Origin of the sequence: Streptomyces aurantiogriseus (assembly GCF_014649375.1) — a bacterium.
Taxonomy (GTDB): domain Bacteria; phylum Actinomycetota; class Actinomycetes; order Streptomycetales; family Streptomycetaceae; genus Streptomyces; species Streptomyces aurantiogriseus.
The window spans coordinates 375,877-402,782 of sequence record NZ_BMSX01000004.1 but is presented as its reverse complement, the minus strand read 5'-3'; the positions used below and the strand labels follow the sequence as shown (position 1 = coordinate 402,782).

At 68.7% G+C, this 26,906-nt stretch carries 22 protein-coding genes; 14 read left to right on the top strand and 8 right to left on the bottom strand.

The genetic code is table 11. The features are described 5' to 3' along the window. The first annotated feature begins 178 nt into the window (after positions 1-178). Entirely contained in the window at positions 179-1,966 is a 1,788-nt protein-coding gene (locus IE263_RS11265) for a PspA/IM30 family protein (protein WP_189934956.1), read from the top strand. A gap of 204 nt (positions 1,967-2,170) precedes the next feature. Continuing rightward, positions 2,171-2,761 carry an HNH endonuclease gene (locus tag IE263_RS49940; RefSeq protein WP_373311942.1) on the top strand — a complete coding sequence of 197 codons (591 nt, stop codon included), beginning with the start codon at positions 2,171-2,173 and terminating at the stop codon, positions 2,759-2,761. 81 nt (positions 2,762-2,842) lie between these two features. Here IE263_RS49940 and IE263_RS11255 read toward each other — a convergent pair whose 3' ends face one another. After that, positions 2,843-3,088, bottom strand: a complete 246-nt coding sequence (locus IE263_RS11255; RefSeq protein WP_308430607.1) for a DUF397 domain-containing protein — start codon at positions 3,086-3,088, stop codon at positions 2,843-2,845. Then, entirely contained in the window at positions 3,085-3,966 is an 882-nt protein-coding gene (locus tag IE263_RS11250; protein ID WP_189934952.1) for a Scr1 family TA system antitoxin-like transcriptional regulator, read from the bottom strand. Before IE263_RS11250 ends, IE263_RS11255 begins: the two co-directional genes overlap by 4 nt. Positions 3,967-4,189: 223 nt before the next feature. On the opposite strand from IE263_RS11250, the gene IE263_RS11245 reads away from it, so the two are divergent. Continuing rightward, positions 4,190-5,533, top strand: coding sequence for a tetratricopeptide repeat protein (locus IE263_RS11245; protein ID WP_189934950.1), 1,344 nt, complete (start codon positions 4,190-4,192; stop codon positions 5,531-5,533). A gap of 55 nt (positions 5,534-5,588) precedes the next feature. Further along, positions 5,589-6,293 (top strand): 2'-5' RNA ligase family protein, encoded by a 705-nt coding sequence (locus tag IE263_RS11240; protein ID WP_189934948.1) that lies wholly within the window; start codon positions 5,589-5,591, stop codon positions 6,291-6,293. Here IE263_RS11240 and IE263_RS49935 read toward each other — a convergent pair. Then, positions 6,174-6,734, bottom strand: a complete 561-nt coding sequence (locus IE263_RS49935; RefSeq protein WP_373311941.1) for an ATP-binding protein — start codon at positions 6,732-6,734, stop codon at positions 6,174-6,176. The two genes, IE263_RS11240 and IE263_RS49935, sit on opposite strands and share 120 nt — an antisense overlap. Positions 6,735-6,946: 212 nt before the next feature. Between IE263_RS49935 and IE263_RS11235 the strand changes: the two genes are divergently transcribed. The 6 genes from IE263_RS11235 (at position 6,947) to fxlM (ending at position 13,547) form a co-directional block, all read left to right on the top strand. Beyond that, on the top strand, positions 6,947-7,354 hold the full coding sequence (locus tag IE263_RS11235; protein ID WP_229910906.1) for a hypothetical protein: 408 nt from the start codon (positions 6,947-6,949) through the stop codon (positions 7,352-7,354). Further along, the gene (locus tag IE263_RS11230) at positions 7,351-7,530 is read left to right on the top strand and encodes a hypothetical protein (protein ID WP_189934946.1); all 180 of its coding nucleotides are present in this window, start codon (positions 7,351-7,353) and stop codon (positions 7,528-7,530) included. The genes IE263_RS11235 and IE263_RS11230 overlap by 4 nt, the downstream gene beginning before the upstream one ends. Positions 7,531-7,731: 201 nt before the next feature. Continuing rightward, entirely contained in the window at positions 7,732-7,935 is a 204-nt protein-coding gene (locus IE263_RS11225; protein ID WP_189934944.1) for an FxLD family lanthipeptide, read from the top strand. A gap of 79 nt (positions 7,936-8,014) precedes the next feature. Continuing rightward, positions 8,015-11,065, top strand: coding sequence for a lantibiotic dehydratase (locus IE263_RS11220; RefSeq protein WP_189934942.1), 3,051 nt, complete (start codon positions 8,015-8,017; stop codon positions 11,063-11,065). Next, entirely contained in the window at positions 11,065-12,240 is a 1,176-nt protein-coding gene (locus IE263_RS11215) for a lanthionine synthetase C family protein (protein ID WP_229910905.1), read from the top strand. The genes IE263_RS11220 and IE263_RS11215 overlap by 1 nt, the downstream gene beginning before the upstream one ends. An 83-nt stretch (positions 12,241-12,323) precedes the next feature. Then, on the top strand, positions 12,324-13,547 hold the full coding sequence (gene fxlM, locus IE263_RS11210; RefSeq protein ID WP_189934938.1) for a methyltransferase, FxLD system: 1,224 nt from the start codon (positions 12,324-12,326) through the stop codon (positions 13,545-13,547). 473 nt (positions 13,548-14,020) lie between these two features. On the opposite strand, the gene haaN is transcribed toward fxlM, so the two are convergent. The 4 genes from haaN to haaT all read right to left on the bottom strand — a co-directional run bounded on the left by haaN (position 14,021) and on the right by haaT (position 18,875). Next, positions 14,021-14,500, bottom strand: coding sequence for a cyclophane-containing RiPP N-acetyltransferase HaaN (haaN, locus tag IE263_RS11205; protein ID WP_189934936.1), 480 nt, complete (start codon positions 14,498-14,500; stop codon positions 14,021-14,023). Positions 14,501-14,592: 92 nt separating this feature from the next. After that, the gene (locus IE263_RS11200; protein WP_189934935.1) at positions 14,593-15,762 is read right to left on the bottom strand and encodes an FxsB family cyclophane-forming radical SAM/SPASM peptide maturase; all 1,170 of its coding nucleotides are present in this window, start codon (positions 15,760-15,762) and stop codon (positions 14,593-14,595) included. Positions 15,763-15,775: 13 nt separating this feature from the next. Next, positions 15,776-15,979, bottom strand: a complete 204-nt coding sequence (haaA, locus tag IE263_RS11195) for a HaaA family cyclophane-containing RiPP peptide (protein ID WP_189934933.1) — start codon at positions 15,977-15,979, stop codon at positions 15,776-15,778. Between the two features lie 127 nt (positions 15,980-16,106). Further along, positions 16,107-18,875, bottom strand: a complete 2,769-nt coding sequence (haaT, locus tag IE263_RS11190) for a cyclophane-containing RiPP biosynthesis TPR protein HaaT (RefSeq protein ID WP_189934931.1) — start codon at positions 18,873-18,875, stop codon at positions 16,107-16,109. Between the two features lie 469 nt (positions 18,876-19,344). Here haaT and IE263_RS11185 point away from each other — a divergent pair, with 469 nt between their 5' ends. The 4 genes from IE263_RS11185 to IE263_RS11170 all read left to right on the top strand — a co-directional run bounded on the left by IE263_RS11185 (position 19,345) and on the right by IE263_RS11170 (position 26,681). Continuing rightward, entirely contained in the window at positions 19,345-20,820 is a 1,476-nt protein-coding gene (locus IE263_RS11185) for an ATP-binding protein (protein ID WP_189934929.1), read from the top strand. A gap of 68 nt (positions 20,821-20,888) precedes the next feature. Continuing rightward, positions 20,889-23,675 carry a Z1 domain-containing protein gene (locus IE263_RS11180; protein ID WP_229910904.1) on the top strand — a complete coding sequence of 929 codons (2,787 nt, stop codon included), beginning with the start codon at positions 20,889-20,891 and terminating at the stop codon, positions 23,673-23,675. Continuing rightward, entirely contained in the window at positions 23,672-24,682 is a 1,011-nt protein-coding gene (locus IE263_RS11175) for a PD-(D/E)XK motif protein (protein ID WP_189934927.1), read from the top strand. The genes IE263_RS11180 and IE263_RS11175 overlap by 4 nt, the downstream gene beginning before the upstream one ends. Further along, positions 24,675-26,681 (top strand): AIPR family protein, encoded by a 2,007-nt coding sequence (locus tag IE263_RS11170; protein WP_189934925.1) that lies wholly within the window; start codon positions 24,675-24,677, stop codon positions 26,679-26,681. The genes IE263_RS11175 and IE263_RS11170 overlap by 8 nt, the downstream gene beginning before the upstream one ends. A gap of 34 nt (positions 26,682-26,715) precedes the next feature. Here the strand turns inward: IE263_RS11170 and IE263_RS11165 are convergent, their stop codons facing one another. Next, the gene (locus IE263_RS11165) at positions 26,716-26,904 is read right to left on the bottom strand and encodes a hypothetical protein (protein WP_189934923.1); all 189 of its coding nucleotides are present in this window, start codon (positions 26,902-26,904) and stop codon (positions 26,716-26,718) included. Between the last annotated feature and the right edge of the window lie 2 nt (positions 26,905-26,906).

Below are 26,906 nucleotides of genomic sequence, written 5' to 3'. Positions count from 1 at the left end.
GGGTACTCTCAAGTCTTCGGCTGCTGCCACCATCATCAGCAGCCACTTCGCGACTTCGGTCAGGGGGATCGGAGTCAGAACGTAACGGTCGGGGGGACCTTGCGGTGCCGGTGTGCGGAGCCATCCCTCCCATGTGCCGATCAAGCAGGAGGTCAGCTTGAGACCCACTCCGTTGGCGATGCCCAGCCGCAAGCCTGCGTCGCGGACTCCGACAAGGGGACAGGGCGGGTTCGTCCGAGAGGAACCGCGTGCTGAGAACCCGCTGGTCTACCGGGCGGTGCTGCCGATCCCTGAGGACGAGCAGGAGCAAATGTTCGCCGGGGGCCGCTCGTGCTTCACGTCCTGGCTGGAGAGCAAGGGGTTGCCGACTCAGCTTTCCTCGGGCGTCCATCGGCTCACGGAGACCTACACCCTCACCGTGACCGACTCCTACGACACCGATGGCCACCAGACCGCGCTGCGGCTCCGCCTGCGGGAGAACAAGGAGGACAAGCAGGAGGGGACCTGGCAGACGACTCTCACGTCCGCTGTCGACCGAGAGTCGGGCGCGGCGTACGTTGGAGTCGACCTGGAGCACTACCCCAGCCCGGGCAGACGGCAGTTCACCCCGATCCCGCCTCGGCTCGTGCGGGAACTTCTCGATCACTTCACCGTGACGGATGGGACGATCCGACTCTCGACGGCACCTCACCTGATCGATGCCGACTCTGTCGGCCTCCTCGTGTCCGCCCTCACTGATCCCGACCGAGGGTTGCCGTTGGTCCTCGCCGCGGAGCCGTCCAACGACGATCCGGCCTGGGAAAGGCTGTTGACCGGGGTCATCAGGAATCTGGTCGGAATCGCCACGGTGTTCCGGCTGGAGCGGGAGGCCGTCCCCGTTTTCCGGAACGAGGCCGGAGAGCGGCACGACGTGTTCCCCGGTCAGATACGCACGTATCTTCCGGACGTCACCCTCGGCTCCGCGGAGGATGGTCGTCGGCACCGCTTGCTGACGTACCGGCGGCTCAGCGATCCGAAGTTCCGCAACGCGGATATCCGGATCTCCAGGTACCCGCGCCAGCATGCCGTTACGACACCGCAGCCGGCCCTGCTTGCCGAGCCTGCGTTTCCAGGGATCGAGGAGGTTCTCAAGGATCTGCGCGCGGCACGGTCCCAGACCGCTGAGTCCCTGGGGAACGAGACCGTCGGCTCCCTGCGAACCCAGCTGAACACGGCGAACGAGACGATCGACAAGGCGCTAGAAGAGCTGAGCGAGGCCGCCAGCGCCCGGGACCTGGCGGAGCGCAGCAGGCGCGCACTCGATGAGCAGCTTCGGGAGGCGACCGACCGTTACGAGTACGAAATCGCCGACCACGATGCCACCCAGGCGGAGCTGTCCGCCCTGCGTCACCAAGTGGCGGTACTGCAGCAGCGGCTGGTGAAGGCCGGCCGAGCCGAGGACGCGTACACGCCTCCCGTCGAGGAGTCGGCGCCGATGTCCTTCGCCGAACTGAACGAACGCGTTCGCGACCGGATGAAGCATCTTGTTCTGACCTATGACAAGAGCAAGGCGGAGGATCTCGACGATGACATGAAGAGCTCCACCTGGGCGTCGAAGGTGTGGGACGCGCTGCTGGCGCTGGATTCCTACGGCGCGACCAGCGCCAGCGACGAGGGATTCGGCGGAACCTTCCGGGATTTCTGCGAGGCGGCCCCTCAGGGCATGCGTACCTATCCGCTGACGCGTGTGGCCATGGTGGAGTCCGACTCCGTGCGCAACGACAAGAGGTTCCGGCAACAGCGAATGCTCCCTGTACCGCCGGAAGTTGACACGTCGGGCAGGGTGTTCATGGAAGCCCACATAAAGATCGACAACAAGGGGCGGATCGCGCCTCGCATCCACTTCTACGACGACACAGCCGGCGCCACGGGCAAGGTGATCGTCGGCTACATAGGGCCCCACTTGTCAAACACTCGCACGAACTGACCTGGTTGCGGAGTTTGAGTCGGAGCCAGGCGCACCTGAGGACGCCCAGTCAGTAACGGTGCAACTCCCGGCCGCACCACCATGGCAACGTCACCCGGACGCCTGTGACCGTAGTTGTGGATCACTGGGACACCATCTCCACGGTGGCCGCACCGATCGGAATCGGCGACGGTGCCGGTGTGCGACCGTCGGCCAGACGCCAGAATGAGATGCATGAGTGAGCAGCGCACCCGCACGGCGCAAGAGGGCGGTCGGAGAAGCGAAAGGCGTCGCCACGTGGTTGAGGTCAGCGGGGGACGCCCCGGCCAGTGGACGTTCGATGTCCTTGACCAGGACCGATGGTCCAGCCTCACGGAGGAGGAGCGGAAGGCGGAGCGGCACAGGGCGGTCAAGAGGCGTCAGAATCGTCGGCGTGCACAGCGCATTCGAGAGAACGGTCCACGGGACGTCTACACACCGGTGCAGATCGGGGACCGCGACGGGTGGCGGTGCGTGATCTGCCACAGTGCAGTGAGCCGCGCGTTCACCTCGCCGCATCCTTGCTCTCCGACTGTCCACCACGTCATAGAGGTCATGGCAGGCGGCACTGACACTCTGGACAACGTCGCCCTTGCCCATCGGTTCTGCAACAGCGACTCCTACACCTGGGGCCAGAAGACACCTGCTGAGGCCCGGCAACGGCTGGCGGATCGCGTGCTCTACGGCAAGCACGGGCCAGGGCGACGTGACCGAGTGCCTGACGCGGATGCTGTCGCCCTGGCCGACGAGATCACGGGCAGGCTTGACGATTGTTAGACAGCGCCCCGCAGACCAGAGTGGACGCAGTTGCGGCGAGAGCTCCCTCCTCATCCCCAGCCTTCTTGTCAGCCGCAACCTTCACTGAATTGCCCCGTGGGCGATTCCGCTGACCAATACACGCATCGCCGCCTTCGAGAACAGCAACGGCCGACGGCCGGGGTCTTTGGAGTCGCGTACTGCGGCGTGTTCGCCCAGTTCCGCGATCTCCACGCAGTCGTTCGCACCCCCGCTGTACGAGCTCTTCCGCCACCGCGCCAGCGTGAGATCGACGTCGTGCGTAGCTGTCGTGACGTCGTGCGGGGCGGCCATGCTGGGCGTGCTCACTCTTCGAGCTCCTTGCTGATCTCGGTGATGCGGGTGCGGGTTTCCGACGGGCTGAGGGCACAGGCCATCAACTGGTCGAAGATCTCCGTGTAGTTGTCCAGGTCCTCGGCGGACTCCAGGTACACGGAGTTCTTGGGATTCTCCAGCCACACCAGATCCGGCGTGGGGTGCGGGAAAGTCAGGATGACGAACGGGCCGTACAGCCCGGGATGCGCGCCGAGCGAAAACGGCAGCAGCTGCACGGTGACGTTCGGCCGCTCGCCGGCCTCCACCAGCTTCCGCATCTGGTCGCGCATCACTTCGACAGAGCCGACCGTCCTGCGCAGCACGGCTTCGTCGAGGATCGCCCACAGCCTGGCGGGGGCCTCACCACCCAGGCGGCTGTTCTGCCGCTCCATGCGGACCCTGACCAGGGCCTCGACCTGCGGCGGGGACAGGTCCTTCCTCATCTGGGAGATGACGGCGCGGGCGTAGTCCTCGGTCTGGAGCAGCCCCGGCACGAGCATCGGCTGGTAGTTGGCGAGGTGCGTCGCGCCGGCCTCCAGCGCGAGGTACCCGTCGTAGCGGGTGGGGGTCAGCACCGTCGAGTACTTCCGCCACCAGGGCTTCTGCTGCTCCTTGTCCGCCCGTACGAGGTCGAGCACGTCGGCCCGCCGATCCTCGTCCTCGACGCCGTACAGGTCCAGCAGGGCCCGGACGAGGACCGGCGTCGTACCGCGCTCGCCGTTCTCGATCCGGCTGAGTGACCCCTGGTTGACCTCCAGTTGATCGGCGACCTCGGTGAGGGTGAGCCCGGTCGCGTCGCGCAGCTCCTTCAGTCGGGCCGCGAGCTGTCGCCGGTACACGGACTGCGGGACCAGGCTTCTCTTCAAGGCCATGCCGGAAGTCTCTCCGTATCGGCGACTCCTCTACAACCCATGCGGGTCAACTTCTCAAGACATATTGCCTAGTTGCTAGTCGCGTCGGCATGCTGTCAGGAGTCACGTCGCGCGTTCGTACGGGCGCGCGCCGCAGCAGACCGATGGGCGACGCCTCGCCACCACCCCGTCACCGGCACGCGCCTCCGCGTCGGTCCCGCACGCCGTACCAGGAGGGTGGGCCATGCCACGGACAACGCTGTTCCGGCAGCTGCTCCAGCATCGGCACCTGACGACGCACGAGGCTTTCGCCGCCCAGTACGAGCGGGCCGCCGCCCGGCTGGCGGAACTCGACCGCGACCCCCGCCTGGCGTCCCTCCAGGTCTCCCCACGCCAGTTCGACCGCTGGTACGGCGGGGAGTTACTGACTCTGCCCCGTCCTGACGCCTGCCGGGTGCTGGAACACATGCTGGGCAGACCCGTCTCGGAGCTGTTCGCCGCGGCACACGACGGCGACTCCGAGGCCGACGAAGACGAGGAGGAGCCGCGCAGTCGGCGGCAGGCGCCGACTGCCCCTCCTCCACGCGAGGACGACGAGAACCCGCTGGACATCGTCACCCGGACCCGGCAGCTCACGGCCAGCAACACCGACGACGCGACGCTCGCCTTCCTCGACGCCTCCCTGGAGGGCATCACCAGCCGGTACGAACAGGACGGGCCGTACGTCCTCCGCCCCCAGGCCCGCCAAGCGCGGCAGCTCGCCCACACCCTCCTCGACGGCCGCCAGCCGCCACGCGCGCGTCGTGAGCTGTTCCGCCTCGCCGCCCGGGCCTCCGGCCTGCTCGGCTACATGGCGGTCAACACGGGCGACTTCGCGCTCTCGGAGGCGTACTGCACCGAGGCCCGGGATCTCAGCCGCGAGATCGGCGACCTGGACACAGAACTCTGGGCGTGCGGCACCCTCTCCTTCGGCCTCTACTACGCCGGCCGGTACGACGAGGCGGACGCCTGCGCGGCCGCGGCCGTCGAGCGAGCCCCGCGCCACGCCCAGTCCATCCGGCTGCTCGCCAACGGCCGGGCCCGGGCTCTCGGCAAGACCGGCGACCGGCGTGCCGTCGAGCAGGCCCTCGGACAGGCACTCCGCCTCTCCGACCTCCACGAGGTACCCGTCGGGCTGACCTCCTGCATCTCCTTCGAGCCGTACGGACGGGCCCGGACGCTGGCCAACGCCGTCACATCACACGTGGCGCTGCGCGACACGGCCCAGGTACTGCGCGACGCCGAGCACATCGACGATCTGGTGGAGCACTCGACCTCCTCCTGGAGCCGTTCGCTCGTACGCCTCGACGTCGCCACCGCGCTGCTGCAGCAGCGCACGCCCGACGTCGACCACGCGATGGCGCTTGGCCGTGAGGCCCTGCGGTTGTGCGGAGACACCCCGATCAGCTCCGTCTACCAACGCTCCCGCGACCTGCACGAGCAGGCGGGGCCGTGGCGTGAACAGCCGGCGGTACGCGATTATGGCGACGAGTTCCGGACCTGGAGCTCGCAGCCAGCGGCCCTGGCCATGGCGTCATCCGCGTCGTAGGCGCCGTTGGTGTCGTCGTGCTCCGGGGCAGTGTGAAGCCGAAGGAGTACGCCGGGTGCCCCTGCTCAGCGGCGATCCCGCCGCGTTCCCCGCCGAGCCTCCCGCCGACACTCACGATCCGGCGGTCACCGCGGCCCACGACTGGGCGGCGTTCAGCGCACTCGACGAGATGACCGACCACTGGGCACGCCCTGGCTGGTCGGACGGCAGCCGGGCGTACTACTGGATGCTGACCTTCCCGGACGATCAACGGCTCGCGGCTCTCGCCGGGCACTGCCAGGAGGAGCTGGCGCCCCTCGGCCTCGACCCGGTGCCGGCGGATGGACTGCACATCACCCTCGCCCGCGTGGGCAGGCCGGACGACGTCGCCCCCGACCAGCTGGACATTCTGGTGCGCGACGCCGAGGCTCTGCTGCCCTCCGCGTTCTCCGTGCGCGCCATGCCGCTGGCAGGCTCCCGAGGCGCCGTCCGCCTGTCCCTCGGCCCCTGGGAACCCCTGCTTCGCCTGCACCACGCGCTGGCCAAGGCTGGGGGCAGCGTCGGTCTCGCCCCGAAGAAGCCGACGTCCGCCTTCCGACCGCACCTGAGCCTCGCCTACAACAACCGTCGGCGTCCCGCCGCCCCCGTCGTGGAGGCGGTCTCAGGGCTCCGCGCTCTCCCGGCCGTCGAACTCATCGTGCCCGCCGTCCAGTTGGTGGAGCTCCGCCGCGAGGGGCGGACGTACCGCTGGGACGTACGGAGGAACGTTCCGCTCGGATAGCCCGTCGGCGTCCAGAGGGAGAACCACGACGACTTCCTTGCCGATCGCGGTCGGCCAGACCGACCATCCGGAAGCCAACTCTTCGACGAGCAGCAGCCCGAGCCCACTGCCCGTCAGCTCACCCAGCGACGCCGCCGCCGATCGTGCCCGGACTCTGGAGACATCCCGTGCTGCGTCGTGGACCCGCAGTACCGCCACGTCCTGGTAGATCTCCACGCACATGCAGTCCGGGCCGCCGGCCGTGTGCCTGACCGCGTTGCCCACCAGTTCCGAGGCGACCAGAACGGCGTCGTCGACACGCTCTGGCGAGGCACGTCCCTCGAGGGCCTCGCGTACGTGCCGGCGCGCGAGGCCCGAAGGCTCGGCGCAGTCGGCCAGCTTCACCCAATGACGCCTCACTGATGTCCGCCTGCGGAGGCGCTCTTCGTCTACCGCGTCCATCGCCGCTTCTCGTTTCCGGTTAGGCACTGGACCGATCAGCCTCGCCACCCGCGAGCCGCGACGGTACGCCGCGGCTCCGCCTCATAGCGCGCTGCCGGACGGCGGACGAACGGCGTGCTGACGGCGTACCGCCGCCGACCGCCCCCGGCGAGGCTCTTCTCCGAGACGCCGGCCCTTGGCGTCTCGGCACACCTGGTTGGAGGTAACGCGGAATGAGCAGCAGTGCGAGGCAAACCGCACCACACGAGGTGCCCCCGGGCACGCGCCTGGTGCTCTACGCCTGCCTGCCCGCGTCGCTCGGTGAGGCCGCCGACCACAGCGTGGCCAGCACACGGCGGTATGTCGCCGACGCCGGCTGGCAGACGGTCGAGACGTACGTCGACCGGGCGGCACCGTTCGAGAGTCGCGCCCTGTGCGAGGGCTGGCACAACGCTCTGGCCGCGGTCGAGCAGGGGAGAGCAGCCGGGATCGTCACCCCCCTGCTCGTGATGCTGGGTCATCTGGAGCAGGACAGGACCAACCTCGCCGCCTGGCAAGCCCGGACCGGGGCGCTGATCACGACGCTGTGGGCGGTCGTCGACGCTGCCGACTCCACGGCCTTACGTAGACCGGCGGCGTGATGACCACCATGCGGCAAGGGTCTCTCCGGCAGCTGCTGGGCCAGGTCGGAAGGGCGCTTCGCCGCCCGGCGAAGTACGTCGGCCGGTTCGGCTTCGGCGCCTTACAGGTGCTGTTCCTGCCCGTCCTGGTGACCGGCACAACGTTGACCACGCTCTACGCGGGCCAGATCCGGTAGCTCCGGCCCGTGTCCTCGACTCCCCTCTCCGGATGCTCCGAATCCAGGTCCCCTACGGAATTCGATCAACCGGAGAGGGGTCGCACGCAGGTGCGGACGCAGAACCCCGGCCTGTGCGCGGCGATGCCGCGCAGGGGCCGGGCGGCACCACGAACCAACTCATATCCAGTCCTTCAGATTCATCCGACAGGAGGAACCGCGATGACCGCAGTCATGCTCAATCCGATCGCGACGACCGAGAGCGAGTCGTCCGTCGCGACGGTCGACACCGGAATGCCCGCCGACCCGTTCGACATCGACCTGACCATCGTCACGGAGATCGGCGCCGACCTGCTCCCCAAGGCGTGCGGCACCGGTGACGGGTGCGCGTCGACCTGTGCGTCGTCCTGCGCGAGCGCCGTCTGACAGCGGCTCGTGCACGGGGTCGGGGGCGCTGCCGCTCCCGACCCCGCCCGTTCACAGCACTGATGGCGGAGGCATTGGGATGGGAAGCGACGGAAAGCTCTACCAGCACACGGGCGCGGCGCTGCTGCGGGCCGCCGCGATGCCGCTGACGGGTCTGCCGACATGGTGGCCTGATCCGTCCGACACGGAGGCATGCGGCAGGTGGCTGAAGCAGGTGTGGGCCGATGCGCGGTTCGCCGACGCCGTACGGCAGGCGAGCGATGATCTCGCCACGCGGGTCGACACGATCTGCGGCGGGCAGCCGGCACGCTCCAAGCAGGTCCGGCGCGCCGCCATGGCCACCGTCCGCTACGTGCTGCGCGCCACCGGGCGACCGACCCCGTTCGGCCTCTTCGCGGGAGTCGCCGCGGCCAACGTGGGCTCGACGCCGCACGTGAGGTGGGGAGACGCACACCGGGCCGTGGCACGGGTGGACACCGAGTGGCTGGACGACGTCATCGTCCGCTTGGAGGCGTGCCCGGCGCTGCTGGAGCGCCTGGATGTCGTCCTGAACAACCTGGCGGCGCGCCGCGGTGGACGCCTGCACGTCCCACACGGCGGACCGATGGGGGCCACCATCCGGCGCACCAGCGCGGTACGAGTGATCGAGGACCTGGCACGCCGACCGGTCAACTTCGCCGCCCTCGCAGAGCAGTTGGCCGCCTCCTTCCGCCGAACCGAGCCGCAGAACATCCGCACACTGCTCGGCGTACTGGTGCGGGAAAAGTTCCTGATCACCAGTTTGCGCGCGCCGATGACCGACACCGATCCCCTGTCCCACCTGATCGAGCAGCTGCACGGCGCGGACGCGGGTACGGTGCCGGAGGTAGCGCGGGTTCTGTACGAGCTGGAAGCAGTGCGACGCGCCGTACACGAGCACAACCAGCGCCCCGCGAGCGCGCAGGGGCCGGCTCGGGAGGAACTCACGGCTCGACTGCGTCGGCTCTCCGACGCGGGTCGAAGCCCGCTGGCCGTCGACCTGCGGATGGACGCCGAGGTGCGGATCCCCGAGAGTGTCGCTCTCGAAATGGAGAGGGCTGCCGACGCCCTGCTGCGGCTCACGCGCCGACCGGCGGGCCAGGGTGTGTGGAAGGAGTACCAGATCGCCTTCTGGGAACGGTACGGAACCGGCACGCTCGTGCCAGTGAAGGAGGTCGTCGACCCGGCGTCCGGGCTCGGCTACCCGGCCGAGTATCCCGGCAGCCGCATGACCGCACCGCCCTCGACAGTCTCCGAGCGTGACGAGCGGCTGCTGGCCCTGGCCTGGCAGGCACTCGCCGACGGCAGCAGAGAGATCGTCCTCAACGATGACCTGATCAACCGCCTGGCCGGCGATGCGCCGACCGGGCAGGACACACCACCGCACGTGGAGATGTGCGCGCGCCTGCACGCCGACAGTCTGTCCGCCCTGGAACGCGGGGACTTCACGCTCACGGTGACCCCGGCCCGCGCCGCGGGCACGCTCACCTCCCGGTTCACTCCGGTCGCCACCGGCACGGGACTCGACGAGATCTACGGCCAAGTTCCCGCGGGCGTCGAGAACGCGCTGACCGCGCAGCTGTCCTTCCCGCCGCTGTACCCGCACACAGAGAACGTCGCCCGCATCCCCGCTTATCTTCCACACGTGATCCCGTTGGGCGAGCACCGCAGCCCCGACGACTCCTCGACGACGCTCATCGACGTAGACGACCTCGCGATCACAGCCACGCACACCCGCCTGTACCTGGTCAGCATCTCCCGACGTCGCCTGGTGGACCCGCAGGTCTTCCACGCCATGGCCCTGGACAAGCAACCCCCGCCCCTCGCCCGGTTCCTGGCGCACCTGACCCGCGCCTTCGGCCCTGCCTGGACGGGCTTCGACTGGGGGCCGCAGGGCGCACGGCTGCCGTTCCTGCCGCGCGTCCGCTACGGGCGCGTGATCCTCTCACCCAGCCGCTGGAGCCTGACCACCGATGACCTTCCAAGCCGTGGCGCGGACATGCGGGAGTGGGCCGACGCCCTCGGCCGGTGGCGGAAGCGGTGGCACTGCCACGGTGCCGTCGAGCTGCGGGAGGACGACCGGACACGTCGACTCCAACTCGACGTGCCAGCCCACGCCACCGTCCTGCGCGCCCACCTGGACCGGGAAGGCCATGCCGTGCTCACGGAGACGCCGGCCGAGGAGACCTACGGCTGGATCGGCGGCCACGTCCACGAGATCGCCCTGCCGATGACCAGCACCCGCCCGCCGATACCCGACCCGCTTTCCGGCTTCCTCCCCGTGCTCACGAACGGCACCCTCGGGCCCGTACCGGGGGCGGTGCAGGCACCCTGGCTGAACGCCAAGATCTACAGCCACCCCGAACAGTTCGATGAGCTGATCGGCACCCACCTCGCGCGGCTCGTGGCCCAACTCCCAGGTACACCCGAGTGGTGGTTCGTCCGCTACCGCACCCCGCACGATCTCGATCACCTGCGCCTGCGCATCCGCACGCGCAGCCCGGGACAGTACGCCACCGGCACCGAGCTCGTCGCTGGATGGGCCGCCGGGCTGCGCCGCGAGGGGCTCAGCAGCAGGCTCGTGTTCGATACGTACACCCCGGAGATCGGCCGCTACGGCGCCGGCGCCGCCCTGCGCAGTGCCGAGGGGGTGTTCACGGCCGACTCGGCTTATGTCCACGCCGCCCTGCGGAGCCTGGGAGCCAACGGCATCGATGGACGCGCGCTGGCCGCGGTCGGCATGGTGGACATCGCCTGCGGCTTGCTAGGCCCTGACGAGGGCATGCGGTGGCTGGCGAACCGCCCCGCGCCTTCGGCCCGCGTCGAGCGAGGCGTCAGCGACCAGGCCATCGCACTCGTTCGCCACACCACGCCGCGGGCCCGCGGCTGGGGCGAAGCGCTCGCCCAAGCGTGGCACCGTCGCGCCGTGGCCCTTGTGCTGTATCGCGAGCGCCTCGCCGAGAGCATGGACCTCGACTCCGTCCTGGAATCGTTGCTGCACATGCATCACAACCGCCTGCGCGGCCTGGACCGCGAGGACGAGAGGATCTGCCGCCGCCTTGCCCGTCAGTCCGCCGTCGCATGGGTCGCCTGGCCCGGGGAGAGCCGCTGATGAACCACGAAGCGCCGCCCACACCCACCAGGCCCGGTTGGGGCCAGTCGCTGTACTCCGGCGCGGCGGGAGTCGCCCTGCTGCACGCCGTCAGGGCCCACACCGGCGAAGACGACAGGGACGCACTCCGGCCGTGGGCCGCCGCCATGCTCAAGGGCCCTATCCAGGCCGCCGCCGAAGCATGCGGCCTGTACGAGGGCGCCCCGGCCGTCGCGTACGTCCTCAGCTTCACGCACACGAGCACCGCCGCACGCGCCCTGGCGACCCTGGACACACACCTCGCCGACGTCACGCGCCACCGCCTCAGGCGGGCACACGCCCGCATCGATCGCGGTGCGTTGCCCACCCTGGGCGAGTACGACCTCATCAGCGGACTGACCGGGCTGGGCGTGTACCACCTGCACCGCGCCCACAAGACGGAACTTCAGGACGTTCTCGCCTACCTGGTGCGGCTGACGGAACCGATCACCTTCGAAGCGCAACGTCTGCCCGGCTGGTGGACGGGAGACAGCCCCGATCTTCGGCCGTCGCCGAGATGGCCCGGCGGACACGGCAACTTCGGACTCGCCCACGGCATCGCTGGGCCGCTGGCGCTGCTGGCTGTGGCACGGCGCCACGGCCACCGGGTGCCCGGACAGACGCGGGCCATCATCCGGATCTGTGACTGGCTCGACCGCTGGCGCGTCGGTACCGGCTCGCGCGTCTGGTGGCCGGACCTGATCACCCGAGCCGAACACCGACGCGGCGAGCTCCAGCGCCCAGGCCCCAGACGCCCGTCCTGGTGCTACGGCACCCCCGGCATCGCCCGCGCCCAGCAACTCGCCGGCCTCGCCCTCGGCGACGGTGACCGGCAACACCAGGCCGAGCAGGCCCTGGCCGGATGTCTGGCCGATGACCAGCAGCTCGCCCAGCTCACCGACGCATCCCTCTGCCACGGCTGGGCGGGGCTCATACGGACCGTCTCCCGTGCCGCCGCCGACGCCGTCGACGACGAACTCGCGGCGCGTCTACCCTGCCTGAACGCCCGGCTCAACGAGCACTTGGACCACCACGGACTGCCGGACGACGCCGGCCTGATGGACGGCACGGCAGGCATCCACCTGGTCCGTCTCACTGGCCCCGTCAACACCGCGATCACAGCCCCCTGGGACCGCTGCCTGCTCCTGGCGGGATGAAGCCGCGGCCCGCACGCACCAGAACAAATGAGTACGATCTGCCCCTGCCGAACGCACGGCTGGGCACCTTCCAGAAGGACGCGATGAACACCACCACCGGCGCCTCCCCCGAGGACCTGCGCAACCGCCTGGTCGACGCCATCCTGAAAGAGGACCTCTCCGGCCTCCGCGACGCACGCGTCGAAACCGCCATGCGGACAGTACCCCGCCACGCCTTCCTCCCCGACGTGCCCATCGAGGAGGCGTACGCCAACAAGAGCGTGACGATCAAGGAGAACCCCGACGAGGACGCACTTCCGCTGAGCTGCGCCTCCCAGCCCGACGTCGTGCACTTCATGCTGGTCCAGCTCGAGGTCCGCGAAGACGACAACGTCTTCGAGATCGGGGCCGGCACCGGCTACAACGCCGCCCTGCTCAAGCACCTCACAGGGAAGTCCGGGCAGGTCACCACATGCGACATCGACGCCGACGTGACCGCCTACGCCCGCCGGATGCTGGACGCGAACGGATACGAAGACGTTCGCGTGGTCACGAGGGACGGCGCCCTGGGCGCCCCGGAGTTCAGCCCCTACGACCGAATGATCGCCACGGTCGGTATGTGGGACCTCCCCGGTGCCTGGTGGGACCAGCTCGCCGTCGGTGGACGTCTCGTGGTCCCGCTGCGATGGCGCGGGCTGTCCAGGGCCGTGGCGTTCCGGCGAGAGAAGGGCCGGATGCGGTCCGACTCCGTGAAGATGTGCGGCTTCCTCCCGGTGATCGGCCAGGACGGAGAGCGGAATGACTACATCGACCATGACCGGCTCGTCAGGCTCTACTGGGACGAGGACCAGTCCATCGCCCCGGAACTCCTGCGCGACGCCCTCACCCAAGCGAAGTCGGTCGCCTGGACCGATGCGACGGTCGGCCCCGTCGAGTCGTTCGACGGCGTCTGGCTGCGCCTGAGCGCCACCGAGCGAGCGACCTGCCGCATCACCGCGAAGCCCGCGGCGCTGGAGGCCGGCCTCCACCGCCCCGCCTCACCCGCCCTGAGCCCCGCCCTCGTCGAGGGCGACTCCATCGCGTACCTCACCCTGGAGCGGACCGTCGAAGCCCCGGGCGCCGAACCCCGGTTCCGGCTGGGAGCCGTCGGCTACGGCCCCGCCGGCGCCAATCTCGCCGAGCGGATCTGCGCCCAGATCCGCGCCTGGAGCACGGCCCGGGCCGCCGAACCCGTGGTCACCGCCTACCCCGCGGACACACCGGACAGCGACCTCGCCGACGGAGCCGTGATCGACCGGCCTTCCGTGCGGCTCGTCATCACCTACTGAGCCTGACGCAGGCGGGCGCGGCCGTTGACGGGTGAGGCCGCGCCCGCCGAAGGGAGAAGAGAGCGATGTCGCAGCACGGTGGTCAGCCCTGCGCGAGGTTCGCCTCACAGGTGGTGCACCGTCGCACGGCCCGCCGCCTCGGATTGCCCGCAGTGGCGGTCGCCGGAGAAGCGCTGCTCAACCGCTCCCAGAGCCCGGGCGGAGGATCCGGGATCCACCCCCAGCGCGGCGGCTGTACGTCGTCCTCGGTCATGTGGTCGCACCATCCGGGCCTGTGCGCGCACTGGGCCGGGGAGATCAGGATCGTGTCCTCCGGGTGAGTACGCCACTCCGTCCTCACGAACGTACCCACCGAACGCGGGGTCGCCGACGCCGACGCGGACGAGCCCGGCGGACACTCGCATCCGAGCCCGATAACGATCTTGCTGCCGCACTCGTCGCAGCGTTCTACTTCCACTGGCCTCGTACCACCCTCACGCCGTGCCGGAGTCGACCCGGTAGACGATCTTCCCGCCGAACTCGGCGAACCCGAGTGACTTGTAGAAGGCCCGTGCCCCTGGGTTGTCACTGTCGGTCATCCATTCCACGCGGCTGCACCCGGGGCGCGCCGCGGCGATGGCGCGGAGTTCGTCCATGAGGCGGGCACCGACGCCCTGCCGACGCAGGGTGTCGCGGACGTAGAGCTCCTTGAGGAACAGGGAGTGCGAGGAGCCGGCGGCCGGCCAGAGGAAGGAATAGGCGGCGAGGCCGACGATGTCCTCGCTCTCGTCCTCGACGAGCAGGGCGGAGGCCAGCGGCGGCGCGCCGAAGAGGGCCTCCTCCACCTGGAGGCGGCGCTCCTCGAGCGGCTGGATATCGGTGTCGTTCGCCCCGTAGAACCGTTCGATCTCCTCGATCAGCTCGGCCACGGCCGGCACGTCCCGCTTCTCCGCGGGACGGATCGTCACGGTCATCGGCGCCTCCTGTCGTTCCTCGACCGCTTCGGTCGCTGCTGCACTCGTTCGTTCCAACGCGTGATCCCCTCCTGGCGGTACGGCACACGCGCCTACGGCGACGAGGCGGCCCGCGTGTACGGGTTCCAGCCGTGCTGCCGCAGGGAGCCCTGGACGTGTCGGATGAGGTACTCCAGGTCCGCGCAGTAGACAGACGGGTTCCGGTAGCCCTTGGCCGCGCTGAAGCGGTGCGGGAGGTAGCCACCGCCGCACACGTCCAGGAGTGGGCAGGCACCGCACTTCGCGGCGAGCGCGTCCCTGCCGTGCTGTCGGTGAAGCAGCTTCGGGTGCGACAGCGCGTCGCCGAAGGAGTGGTGGAAGACGTCGAGACCGAGTTGGGAGGCACCCTCCTCGACCGACCGCAGGGTGTCCACGGCTTCGATGGAGCCGTCGGACTCGACTACGACGCTCGTTGGTGGGGCCAGGCCGAGCGTCTCCACCGAGCCGCGCACGCCGGAGCTGAGAGCCACGATGTCCTCCAGCATCCGGACGCTGTGCTCGAACTCGGGCCGGGAGAGCCAGGCGTCGTACACCCTGCTCATCCACAGCCCGTACTCGGGCACGCTCGGGTCGGAGCGGTGCGGCGGGTCGTCGTGGGTCGCGTGCGGAAGGCCGAAGTCGATCACGGGCGGTTCGAACGCCGCCAGGTAGTCGTGGACCTGCACGGGGTCGTTGGCCAGGTCCACGACGGCGAGTAGTCCCGCGAACAGGTGCGGCCGCGACCGCAGGAGTTCGATGCCGCGCACGGCGGTGGCGGCGCTCGACCGCCCGGCGTGGGTCAGCCGGTGCCGGTCGTTCGCCCTCGGCGGCCCGTCGAGACTGACACCGACCGTCACCTCGTACCGCTCGAAGAGATCCAGCCAGGCACCGGAGAGAAGGGTCCCGTTGGTCTGGAGCTCGAAGAGGACCCGGGTACCGGCCGGCACGCCGCCTTGGACGGCGTCCAGCAGGTCGGCCATGTGACCGACACCGACGAGCAGCGGTTCCCCGCCGTGGAGTACGACGTGGACGGTCCGAAGGCGGTGTGCGGCGGCGTGCTCACCGATCCGCCGGGCCGCGGCCCGGGCCACAGCGAGGTCCATTCGGGCGGGGAGTCGCCGCGCCGCCTGGTCCCTGGAGTTGAAGACGAAGCAGTAGTCGCAGTCGATGTTGCAGCGGTTGGCGACCTTGAGGATGAACGTCCGGAAGGGAACAGGGTTTTCGGGTTCTGCGGGTTCTGTCATCGAGCAGACGTGCTCACAGCGGCCAGGGCCAGATGAGCGAGGCCGCGTGAGCACCGTCACCGACTTGGCCCGTCGCGCCCTCCTCGGCCTCCAGCCGCTGCCGGACGCGGGCGGCCACACGGTCCAGGACGGCGGTGCGGACCGCCGTCGGCTCCGCGGACGCCGAGCCGGCGGGCGTGATGGCGAGTGGCTCGGTGACGGACGTGGGTGACGGCATTCATCGCTCCTCGTGAGGTACATGCCGGAGGCGGCACGGTGCGACGGGGTTGAAGCGACAGATCAGCCGGAAACGTAGCATCCTCAACCACCCGCCCGGCACAGGGAAACCGGCCACATGGTCGGCGTCAGCCGGACCGCGGCACCAGCAACCGTTCGATGTCGTCCACGGCCGCGCTCACCCCCAACCGTCGGTACACGGTCACGGCCGCTCGCAGCGAGCCCACGCCGTGACCAGGCCCGTCAACCGTCCAGTCGCAGCGCCCGATGCCCTCCAGCGCCCGCGCCTCCTCCAGCGGGCAGCGGATGTCCCGTGCGAGCGTGAGCGCCTGGTCGAAGCGCGCGCGAGCGGCCGTCGGTTCACCGGAGGTGAACAGCAGCATCCCCCAGTGGTTCAGTACCTCCGCCTCGCCGCACCGGTCGCCCAAGCCTCGCAGGATCTCCCGGCCGCGCTCGAACGCCTCGGCCGCGCCGTCCCGATCACCGAGCACGCCGCGCACAACGCCCAGCTCGCTCAGCGAGGCGGCCTCACCCCCGCGACTGCCGAGCTCGCGGTAGTCGTCGAGGGCCTCCTCCAGAAGCCGGATCGCCTCTGTCGCATCCCCGGTCACACGCTCCACGACGCCAAGGTGGCGCACGCTGGTCGCGCGGCCGAACCGCTCACCGAGCTCGGTGAAGTGCGTCAGGGCCTGGCTGTGCGCAGCCCGAGCCCCCTCGATGTCTCCGGTCAGCCGCCGGACGACGCCCAACTCATTGAGTGCGTAAGCCTGGTGAACACGATCGTCCAGCTCCAGGTAGATGTCGAACGCTTCCTGGTGATGCCGCGCGGCCAGGTCGTACGCGCCCATGAGGCAGTGCGCGACACCCAGGTCCCGCAGGGAGTTCGCCTCCCCGTACCGGTCACCGAGTTCTCGGTAGATCGTCAGGGCCTCGCTCTGCGCCTCCACCGCGGCGTCGAACCGGCTCATCTGCCGGCGTGTCATGCCGAGATCCGCAAGCGCGTTCGCCTGTCCGAGCCGGTACCCCAGCTCACGGTAGAGGGCGAGGGCCTCAGTCTGGGCGCGGGCCGCGTCCTCGTTGTCCGCGGTCAGGTACCAGACGATGCCGAGCTGGTTGAGTGCGTCCGCCTTGCCGCGCCGGTCGTCGACCGCTTCGTACGCCGTCACGGCGTCGTTCAGGGCCTCGATCGCCTGTGGGTAGGCGGCCATGAAGCGGCGTACGACACCCAGCTCGGCGAGAGCGTCGCCCCGCGCCCGCTGGTCGCCGGTGTGGCGGGCGGCCTCGGCGGCGGTCCGGTGGAGCCCGACGGCCTGGTCCCAGGGGCCGGCCTGGCGCAGGAAGGGCGCCATGGCCGCGGCGAGCCGGACCACGAGGTCGTACAGGGCGAGGCCGTTCGCCCGCCGGACGCACGCCAAGACGTTGGCCCGCTCGGTCTCCAGCCAGCTCAGGGCGTCCGTCCGCGACTCCAGGGCTGGCGTCTCCACCCGCGACGCGTCATCCGGCGCCGTCGGCACCGCGGCTCCGCGGCGCACGATGTGCCCGTTCGCGACGGCGAGAGCGGCCAGGTAGTAGGCGCACACACGCTGGACGGCCTGTACATGGTCCATGCTGTCCCCCTCGGCGGCGAGACCGCGAGCGTAGTCGCGCAGGAGATCGTGCAGCCGGTAGCGACTCCCTGGTTGCTCGTCGATCAGGTGGTCGTCGTAGAGCGCCTCGAGATGCCGACGGGCCACCACGACCGAGACCTCACCAAGCGCCGCCCCCACGTGCGGGTCGAGATCGGTGCCGGGGAAGAACCCGAGCTGTCGGAAGAAGCGCTGCCGCTCCGGCGCGAGATCCCGATAGGAGAGATCGAACGTCGCGGTGACGGCACGTTCCCCGGCCCGCAGCTCTCCCAGGCGGTCCCGTGCCGCCACCAGCCGCCCGCGCACGTCCTCGGCGCTCCAGGACGGATGGTGCCGCAACCGTGCCGCGAGCAACGACACCCCCAACGGCAGACACCCGCACAGCCGCACCAACTCCTCCACTACATCCCGGTCGAGAGCGTCGGCCGGCCGCCCACTGAGCCGCACGAAGAGGTCGACCGCGTGATCCGGCGGCAGCGCGTCCACCGACATGACCACCTCCTCGTTCGCCACCAGCCGCTTGCGACTGGTCACCAACACCAGGCAGCCACTCCCGCCGGGGAGCAGCGGCTCCAGCTGCCGGTAGCTGGCCGCGTTGTCGAGAATCAGCAGCGCCTTCTTATCCGCGAGCCTGCTCCGCCACATGGCGGCCCGAGCCTCCGTGACCGCTCCGACGTCATCACCGACGGGAATCTGCTGCGTCGGCACGCCGGCGGCCGCGAGAAGCGAGGCGAGCGCCTCGCCGGCCTCTACCGGAGTACGCCCCGGCGTGTGCCCGTTGAGATTCACGAAGAGCTGCCCGTCGGGGAACCGCTCCGAGAGCAGGTGGCCGACGTGCACGGCGAAGGTGGTCTTCCCGACGCCTGGCATCCCGTCGATCACGTGAACGGGCAGCCCCTCACCACGCTCCTGCGATGCCCGCACCGAGCCCACCAGCCGCTCCAGCTCCGCGGCACGGTCGGTAAACGCGGCGGTGTCGCGCGGCAACGAACGCAGCACCTGGGCGGCCCCCGGTGGCCCCACTCCATCCTCCGGTCGCCCCGGCGGGGTGGGAGGCCGCGTCTCGGAGAGCCCGGCGAGCAGAGCCGTCAGCCCCGCCATCGTCACACCCAACACGACGAACGAGAACCAGGCGTGCTCCTGTAACCACCCCAGCCATCCGGGCCACCGCGACTCATCGGACACGGCATTCGTGACGAGCCCGACGAGCATCGTGGTCACAGCGCCGCCTCCGGCGACGACAGCGATGGCGAATCCGCGCCGGAATGTCATACGGAGGCCCCAGAGGCCGGGGGAGTGGTCGGCTCCGCTCGTGTGCCGCTGACGAGACACCACGTAACGCCAACCGACCTGGTCACGAAGGCCACCCCCGAGTCCGACGCCCCGACTCCCCAACGGAACAGTTCTCACGGACCGAGGTCAAGGGCGCCTCTCTGCCAGTGGCCACCTCCAGACAGGGATGCAACACAACAGTTCGAAGGCGTCGCGTCAGGACGTCGGGAATTCCGTGACCGCTCTGTCGGTGGGGGTGGCGTGCGCACGCCATGGTTCGCGCTTCTGGGAGCGCTTTCGCCAACTCCGGTCTACGATTAAAGCGGGTGGGGGTCCATGCGGGTTCTGACAACGTGACACGTCGGAACCGCATCTGCGCATTCTTCGCCTGACAGGTACTCAGCCGTCCCTCATCAGCTGCGTACCGATCAGTTGAACCTGCGGGCGGGAACGGGGCATTCGGCAACAAGTGACGTACGACATCGCAGCCCCTGAACCTGCCGGGATGATCGCCTCTTTGAGTTCCCTCGGCTACTCGCTGCCGGCGGCGATCGCGGATCTCGTGGACAACAGCGTCTCCGCGGAAGCGAGCACGGTGGACGTGGAGTTCACCTGGGCGGGCCGTGACTCCTGGGTCGCGGTGGTGGACAACGGCTGGGGCATGAGCGCCGAGGAGCTCGTCACGGCCATGACGGTGGCGGCCCGTGGGCCGACGACCCCGCGGGCCGCCACGGATCTGGGGCGTTTCGGGGTGGGGCTCAAGTCCGCCTCGTTCTCGCAGGCCAGACAGGTCACCGTGACCACCTCGAAGGGTGAGCAATGGAATACGCGTACATGGGACCTGGATGTTGTCGAGAAGTACGGTGAGTGGCGCCTGCTCCACGAAGCCGACGATGAGACGATGGCAGTCGTAAAAAGGATCCAGCCCCCCGCTGGCCGCGGAACGGTGGTCCTCTGGCGCCGACTCAGGGGATACGACTCCGCCGGGGTGACGGAGGACGATGAGCGCACGCAGAAGCAGTTCTACGCCGAGGCGACGCGCGCAGAGGCACACCTGGGAATGGTGTTCGCCCGGTTCCTCACGGGGAGCAGGCGTCGCCTTCTCAGAATCTCCGGCACGCCGGTGGAGCCCTGGGATCCCTTCCTGGTGAACCATCCGTCCGTGCAGCGTCTGCCTGTGGAGGAACTACCTCTCGGAGGTGGCACGGTCCGGGTAGAGGCGTTCGTTCTGCCGGGTTCCCAGAGACTTTCCCAAGAGGATTTCGAGAAGGCGGCGGGCCCCAGGGGCTGGCTCGACCAACAGGGCTTCTACGTCTACCGCAGGAACCGACTCATTCTGGCGGGTGACTGGCTGGGACTGCGGGGGTTGAGGCGCGAGGAGAAGTACAACCTGGCGCGAATCTCGGTGGACATTCCCGGGGAGGCCGACGTCGAGTGGGGCGTCGACGTACGCAAGTCCAGCGTCGTGCCTCCTGTCGTCCTGCGGAGGCACCTGCACCGCATCGCACGGCAGGCACGCTCCAAGGCCGCTGACGTCCTGCGTCACCGTGGACGGGTTGCGGCACGCACCCACGGTGACCCCCTGCAGTACGCCTGGCACGTCCGTCGTACCGACGATCAGGTGGTGTGTCGCATCAACCGCAGCCATCCGCTTGTCCGAGAGGTCCTCAGGCCGGAGGGCCCCCGGGCCGAGGACGTCCGTGCCGTGCTTCGACTACTTGAGGAAACCGTGCCGGTCGCCGCGCTGCGCGTCCTTCACGAGACGGACACCAGCGACGACCCGGAACCGTTCGGAGGAGCTGGACAGGCCGACGAGGCGGCCACCGAGGTGGCCCAGAGAATCTACGAGGCTCTCGTGTCCGACGGTCGGTCACCTGCTGCCGCTCGGGAGCGACTTCGGACGATGCCGCCCTTCGACCAGTTGCGCGGCTTCTGGAGCGCTTAGGCCGCCCGAGTGTCAGTGCCCCCACTTAATGTGCTCCGTACGTTTCCGTCCCAGCTGGAGGTCAACCAGTGAGCGTCACGCCCGAAGAGTCCCCTGACGACTCCCTCGCCACGGCGAAGCGCCTCGTTCTCGCGATGCTGTCCCCGGACCGCCAGCCGACCGACCAGGAGGTCGACAGCGCCGTGAACGCTGTCCACGGCCTGCTCAGCGTGCAGGGGAAGTCGATCGACCGTGACGTTCTGGCCAAGGAGATCGAGGCCATGACCGCGATCTTCCAGGGACGGTCCTCGGGGCTTGACGACGACTCGGACGGGCACCTGCCCTGGCTGCCCGAGGCCAAGAACGACCGGGACTGGGACTTCTGGGAGCGGTACCGCAGGTATTTGGAGGACGTGCGGGGGATGCCCCCATGGGTGGTCCGGCGACTCGACCAGACCACCGACGAGGTACTGGGCCAGTTGGAGGACCCGCGGCGTCCCGGCAGGTGGCGGAGGACCGGTCTCGTGATCGGGCAGGTCCAGTCCGGCAAGACCGGGCAATACATCGGTCTGGCAGCCAAGGCCGTTGATGCCGGCTACCGGCTCATCGTGGTCCTCGCCGGCATCCACAACGACCTTCGCAGCCAGACGCAGCTGCGCATAGACGAGGGTCTCCTGGGGTTCGACACCCAGTTCCAGATGCGCTCCTCCGAGGGCGGCAAGTCCCGGCTCATGGGTGCCGGGAGGATGCCGTTCGCCAAGAAGCTCGACATCGCCTCCCCGACGAACAGCTCGGAGAAGGGCGACTTCGGAAAGCAGGCTGCGAACACGGTGAACTTCCCCCTGGGAAGCTTTCCCGTCGTGCTTGTGATCAAGAAGCACTACCAGATCCTGTCCTACCTCCGTAAGTGGGTCACGGAGGTTCACGGAACCGTGGACGAGGACGGCCGCAGTATCGTGCGGGATGTGCCGCTGTTCGTAATCGACGACGAGGCGGACAACGCGTCCATCAACACCGCACGTGAGCCGGAGGCGGATCCGACCAAGACGAACAAGGCGATCCGCGAGCTCATCAACAGCTTCGACAAGGCAGCGTACGTCGGGTACACGGCGACACCGTTCGCCAACATCTACATCGATCCGGAGACCAAGCACGCCGAGCTGGGAGCCGACCTCTTTCCCGAGAGCTTCATCCGAACCCTGCCGGCTCCTTCGAACTACCTCGGGCCCGAGCGCACCTTCGGGCTCGCGACGGACGCAGACGACGAGGAGGACGTGCTCGCACTGCCTCTCGTCCGTCCCGTCGATGACTCTGACGCCTGGTTGCCCGCCAACCACAGGTCGCGGGACGTTCCTGCCAGCGAGCTTCCCGCCTCTCTGCGGGAGGCGATCGCCTCTTTCGTCCTTGCCTGTGCCGCTCGACGGGCACGCGGTCAGACGAAGGTGCACAACTCCATGCTGGTCCACGTCACGCGGTTCACCGGAGTGCAGGAACTCGTGAGGGAACAGGTCGACGATCACCTTCGCCTCGTGATCGACACCCTCCGTGACCGGTACGGCAAGGGGCCCGAGCTCATGAGCGAGCTCCAAGAGCTGTGGGAGAAGGACTTCGTTCCGACGACAGAGTGCTTCACTGAGGACGAGGCGGAACGTCTGAGCTGGGACCAGGTCTCCAAGCAGCTGCTACCCGCGATCAGGAAGATCCAGGTCAAGACGGTCAACGGCGCTTCCCGCGACGCGCTGGACTATTTCGAGAACCGCAGGTCCGGCCTCTCGGTGATCGCGATCGGCGGCCAGAAGCTGTCCCGGGGTCTCACGCTCGAGGGACTCACCGTCAGCTACTACCTCCGCGTGTCCAAGACGTACGACACGCTGCTCCAGATGGGGCGTTGGTTCGGCTACAGGCCGGGCTACGAGGACGTCTGCCGGCTTTACACGACGCCCGCACTCGAAGCCGCGTACGTCGAGGTCACCGCCGCCACGGACGAACTGATCCGGGAAATCGAGGAGATGGCGGCGCTCAACCTCACCCCCAAGGAGTTCGGTCTCAAGGTCAGGTCGTCATCGCTGGGACTGACCGTGACAGCGGCGAACAAGATGCGGCGGGGCACCAAGGTGCTGCTCAGCTACTCCGGTGAGGGCCCGGAGTCCGTGATCTTCAACCTCAGCCGCGGCAGCATCAACAGCAACTTCAAGGTCCTCGAGAACCTCGTCCGAAGGCTGGATGCAGTGGCCGAGCCGGAGGAACTGGCAGCCGGGGGCAGGCTTCTGTGGCGGGGTGTGCCCCCCGAACTGGTCACGAGCTTCCTGACGGAATACGAGACCGACCGCATGGCACAAAGGGTCAGGCCCCGGTTCATTGCGAAGTACATCGAACAGTGCAGGAAGGTGGGCGAGCTGGGTAACTGGACCGTCTGCCTGGTCAGCAGGTCCGGCTCTGACTACCCACAGGAGATCGCCGGCCACACCGTCGGTCTCGTCACCCGTAACCCCCTGAACAAGGAGACCTACAAGGCCGACGGTAGGTACACGATCCGTCGTGTACTGAGCCCGCCGGACGAGATGCTGGACCTTGCCCCAGAGCAGAGGGAGGCTGCGCGGGAGCTTTCCCGGCGTGCTGCCGAGAAGCTGGAGAAGCCTGCACCCAGGAACCCGTCGGGCGACCACATCCGGTGGCAGCGGCGCACGGACCAGGCGCTCCTGCTGATCTATCCGATCGAGCTGCAGTCCCAGGGCGTCGACACGGACAAGCCGCTGGTCGGCTTCCAGGTCAGCTTCCCCAACTCCGAGCACCAGTCCGAGACGGAGTACGTGGTCAACCAGATCTGGTTCCAGGAGGACATCTACTCCACGGACGAGGAGGAGGACGACGAGTGACCGTCACCGAGTCCGAGTGGAACACGCTCGAGAGCGGGCAACAACGCCCGGGGCGCTCGGTCCTGAGGCTCCATCCCCAGGCCCCGGTCGACATCTTCCTCTCGGTCTCCCACCCGAGTCGGCAGCGCATGCTCGTGCTGAGGTCGGACGCCCGGGCCGCGGACCACATCGTCCGGTCGGTCGGACGCCTGCCGCGGGCGGCCGGACTCGAGATGAACCTCACCGCCGTCTCCCGCGTGGAGTACGAGCTCCAGGTCATACTGACCGCCGAGGACCTCCGGGAGGTTTTCAACCCCCTCGTCACGGACGTGGCCGAGAAGGTACGCGAGGCTTCCGGGGCCGCGGAGGCACTCACGGCGGCGGTTGACCGGTTCGGACGGTGGCAGGACCTGCTGCGCACGGTCGCCAGAGACGGGCTCGGACCCGAAGCACGGCGCGGTCTGTACGGGGAGCTGCACCTGCTGGGCAGGCACCTGTTGTCCTCCATATCCCAGTCGGACGCCGTCGACGCCTGGACGGGACCGACCGGCGCGAACCAGGACTTCCAGCTTCCCGAGGTGGCCATCGAGACCAAGACGAGCGTCGCGAAGAGGCCCCGCAGTGTCCACATCGCAAGCGAGAGGCAGCTCGACGGCACAGGAACGCCGACGCTCCTGCTGGCACTCGCCGTCCTGGACGAACGCCGCGGAGGCTCCGGCGAGAGCCTGAACAGGTGCGTCGACCGAATCCGACAGCAGCTCACCAGTGCTTCCGCCCGCGCCCGATTCGACGGCAGACTCGTTCAGGTCGGCTACCTCCCCGGGCAGCGCGACCTGTACGACGAGCCTCGCTATACGCTCCGGGACCTTCACTTCTGGCACGTGCGGGAGGGCTTCCCAAGGATCGTCGAGAAGGACCTCCCCGAGGGGGTGGGCGACTGCTCCTACAACATCGGCATCTCGGGGCTGGGTGACTACAGGGTGACGGCCGACGAGGTGGTCGGCATGATCAGGGGGGAAGATGACTGAGCTGGACCTGCAGGAGTACTCGCACAGCCTGCTGCTGGAGGTGCAGGCGGACGCGGAGGCCGAGGGCACGACCACGCCTGAGGCGTTCACGCGCCGGGTCCTCGAGGACCTCGAACAGGCCGGGGTCGTGGCCAACACCTTCACTGCGTACCACAAGACGCACGGCCACGAGGTACACGGCTACGGCGTCAGCGACTCCGGCGACACGCTGGACCTCTTCATCACCGACTTCCACCTGAACCCGCTGGACTCCAAGCTCGGCAAGGCGGACACCGAGACGCGCTTCAGAAGGCTCCTGACCTTTGTGCGCCGTTGCGGGGAGGGTTTCGGCCAGGAGGTCGGCGAGTCCTTCGACGCCTACGACATGTGTGCGGCGGTGGGGAAGTCGCTCACCGAGGTGAACAGGATCCGGCTGTTCCTCCTCAGCAACAGGGTGGGGACCTGGACGGACGTGTCGGCCAACGAGTTGGACGGCATACCCGTGACCCACGAGGTGTGGGACCTGGCAAGGCTGCACCGGCACGCCACCTCCGGTGTGCTGGGCGAGCCGATCGTGGTGTCGTTCGACCCTCCGTTGCCCTGCGTCTCCGCGCCGAGCAACGAGCCCGACCATTCCGTCGTTCTCGCGGTCATTCCCGGACGGGTGCTTGCCGAGTTGTACGCCGAGTACGACACGCGGCTCCTCGAACTCAACGTGAGATCGTTCCTGCAGGTCCGCGGAGGTGTGAACAAGGGCATCCGTCAGACGGCGCTGGAGCACCCGGGCAAGTTCCTTGCATACAACAACGGCATCACGGCGACCGCGTCACAGGTCGAGTTTCTGAAGGACGCCGACGGGCAGCCCACGCACATCTCCCGCGTGCACGGTATCCAGGTCGTGAACGGCGGCCAGACGACGGCGTCCCTGCACTACGTGATGTTTCGGGACAGGAAGGACCTCTCCCAGGTCAGTGTCCAGATGAAGCTCACTGAGGTCTCACCGGACCAGCTGACCGAGATCGTTCCCAAGATCTCCCGCTACTCCAACACCCAGAACCGGGTGACGCTGGTGGACTTCAGCTCCAACCACGAGTACCACGTGAGGTTCCAGCAGATCACCAGATCGCTGTGGGCGCCCGCGAAGGACGGCAGCGGCAAGGAGACGCACTGGTTCTACGAGCGTGCCCGCGGCCAGTACACGGACGGGCTCGCCAACGCACGAACGCCGGCGCAGCAGCGCAGGTTCCGGGATCTGAATCCGACCAGCCAGAAGTTCTCCAAGTCGGACCTGGCCAAGTACGTGCACTCGTGGCACCAGCTCCCGTACTGGGTCAGCCGTGGCGCCCAGAAGAACTTTAACGAGTTCATGGCCCGCATCGACGAGGCGCAGCCCAGGGTGGACGTCCTGTACTGCCAGCGGGTGATCGCGATGGCGATCCTGTTCAAGGCCGTGGACAGGATCGCGGCGTCCCATGGAGCCGGAAGCCACAAGTCCATGGTCACCACGTACACCGTTGCCCGGCTCACCCTGGCCACCGAGAAGCGGGTGGATCTTGATCGGATCTGGCGTGAGCAGGCGGTGTCCACCACCCTTGAGGACGCGATCGACGATCTGTGCCCTCGGGTCATGCACGTGGTGACGCACCCCAGGGACGGGGCCCACGTGGGCGAGTGGGCCAAGAAGGCGGCGTGCTGGGACGCCGTGTCCAGAGTGCGCTGGGCAGTCCCGCCGACACTGGAGGCGGAGCTGCTCGACCACCCATTGGACGAGGTGGTCGCCGCGGACGACGAGGCGTCCTCGGCGGCGCGCGGTGAGGTGACCCTCGTGTCGCCTGAAGAGTGGTACGCGATCGAGCGGTGGGCCAAGGAGACACGGAACCTCGAGCCCTGGCAGAGGCAGCTCGCCTACTCGGTCGGACGGAAGCTGGAGTTGGGACAGGGAGTGCCAGACACGCAGGTGGCGCAGGCTCTCCACGTGCGGAACGAAGCCCACCGTCTGGGATTCAGGCTGGCGTCCTGAGCGCCTTGGGCTGCACTGCGGTGAGGGACCAGAGTCAGAGGAGGCCCTTCTCTACCAGGTCCTTCATCGCGTCCTCAGCCCTGCGCAGGACGATACGACCATCTCCGTCACTGAAGGCAACCACGTCGCTACCTGGTGCGATTCCCGCTTCAGCCAGGAGTCCCAAGGGCAACTCGACACGGCCGTCGTGGTCAACGCTGAGCTCGGCAGGTTCCCGGATCATGG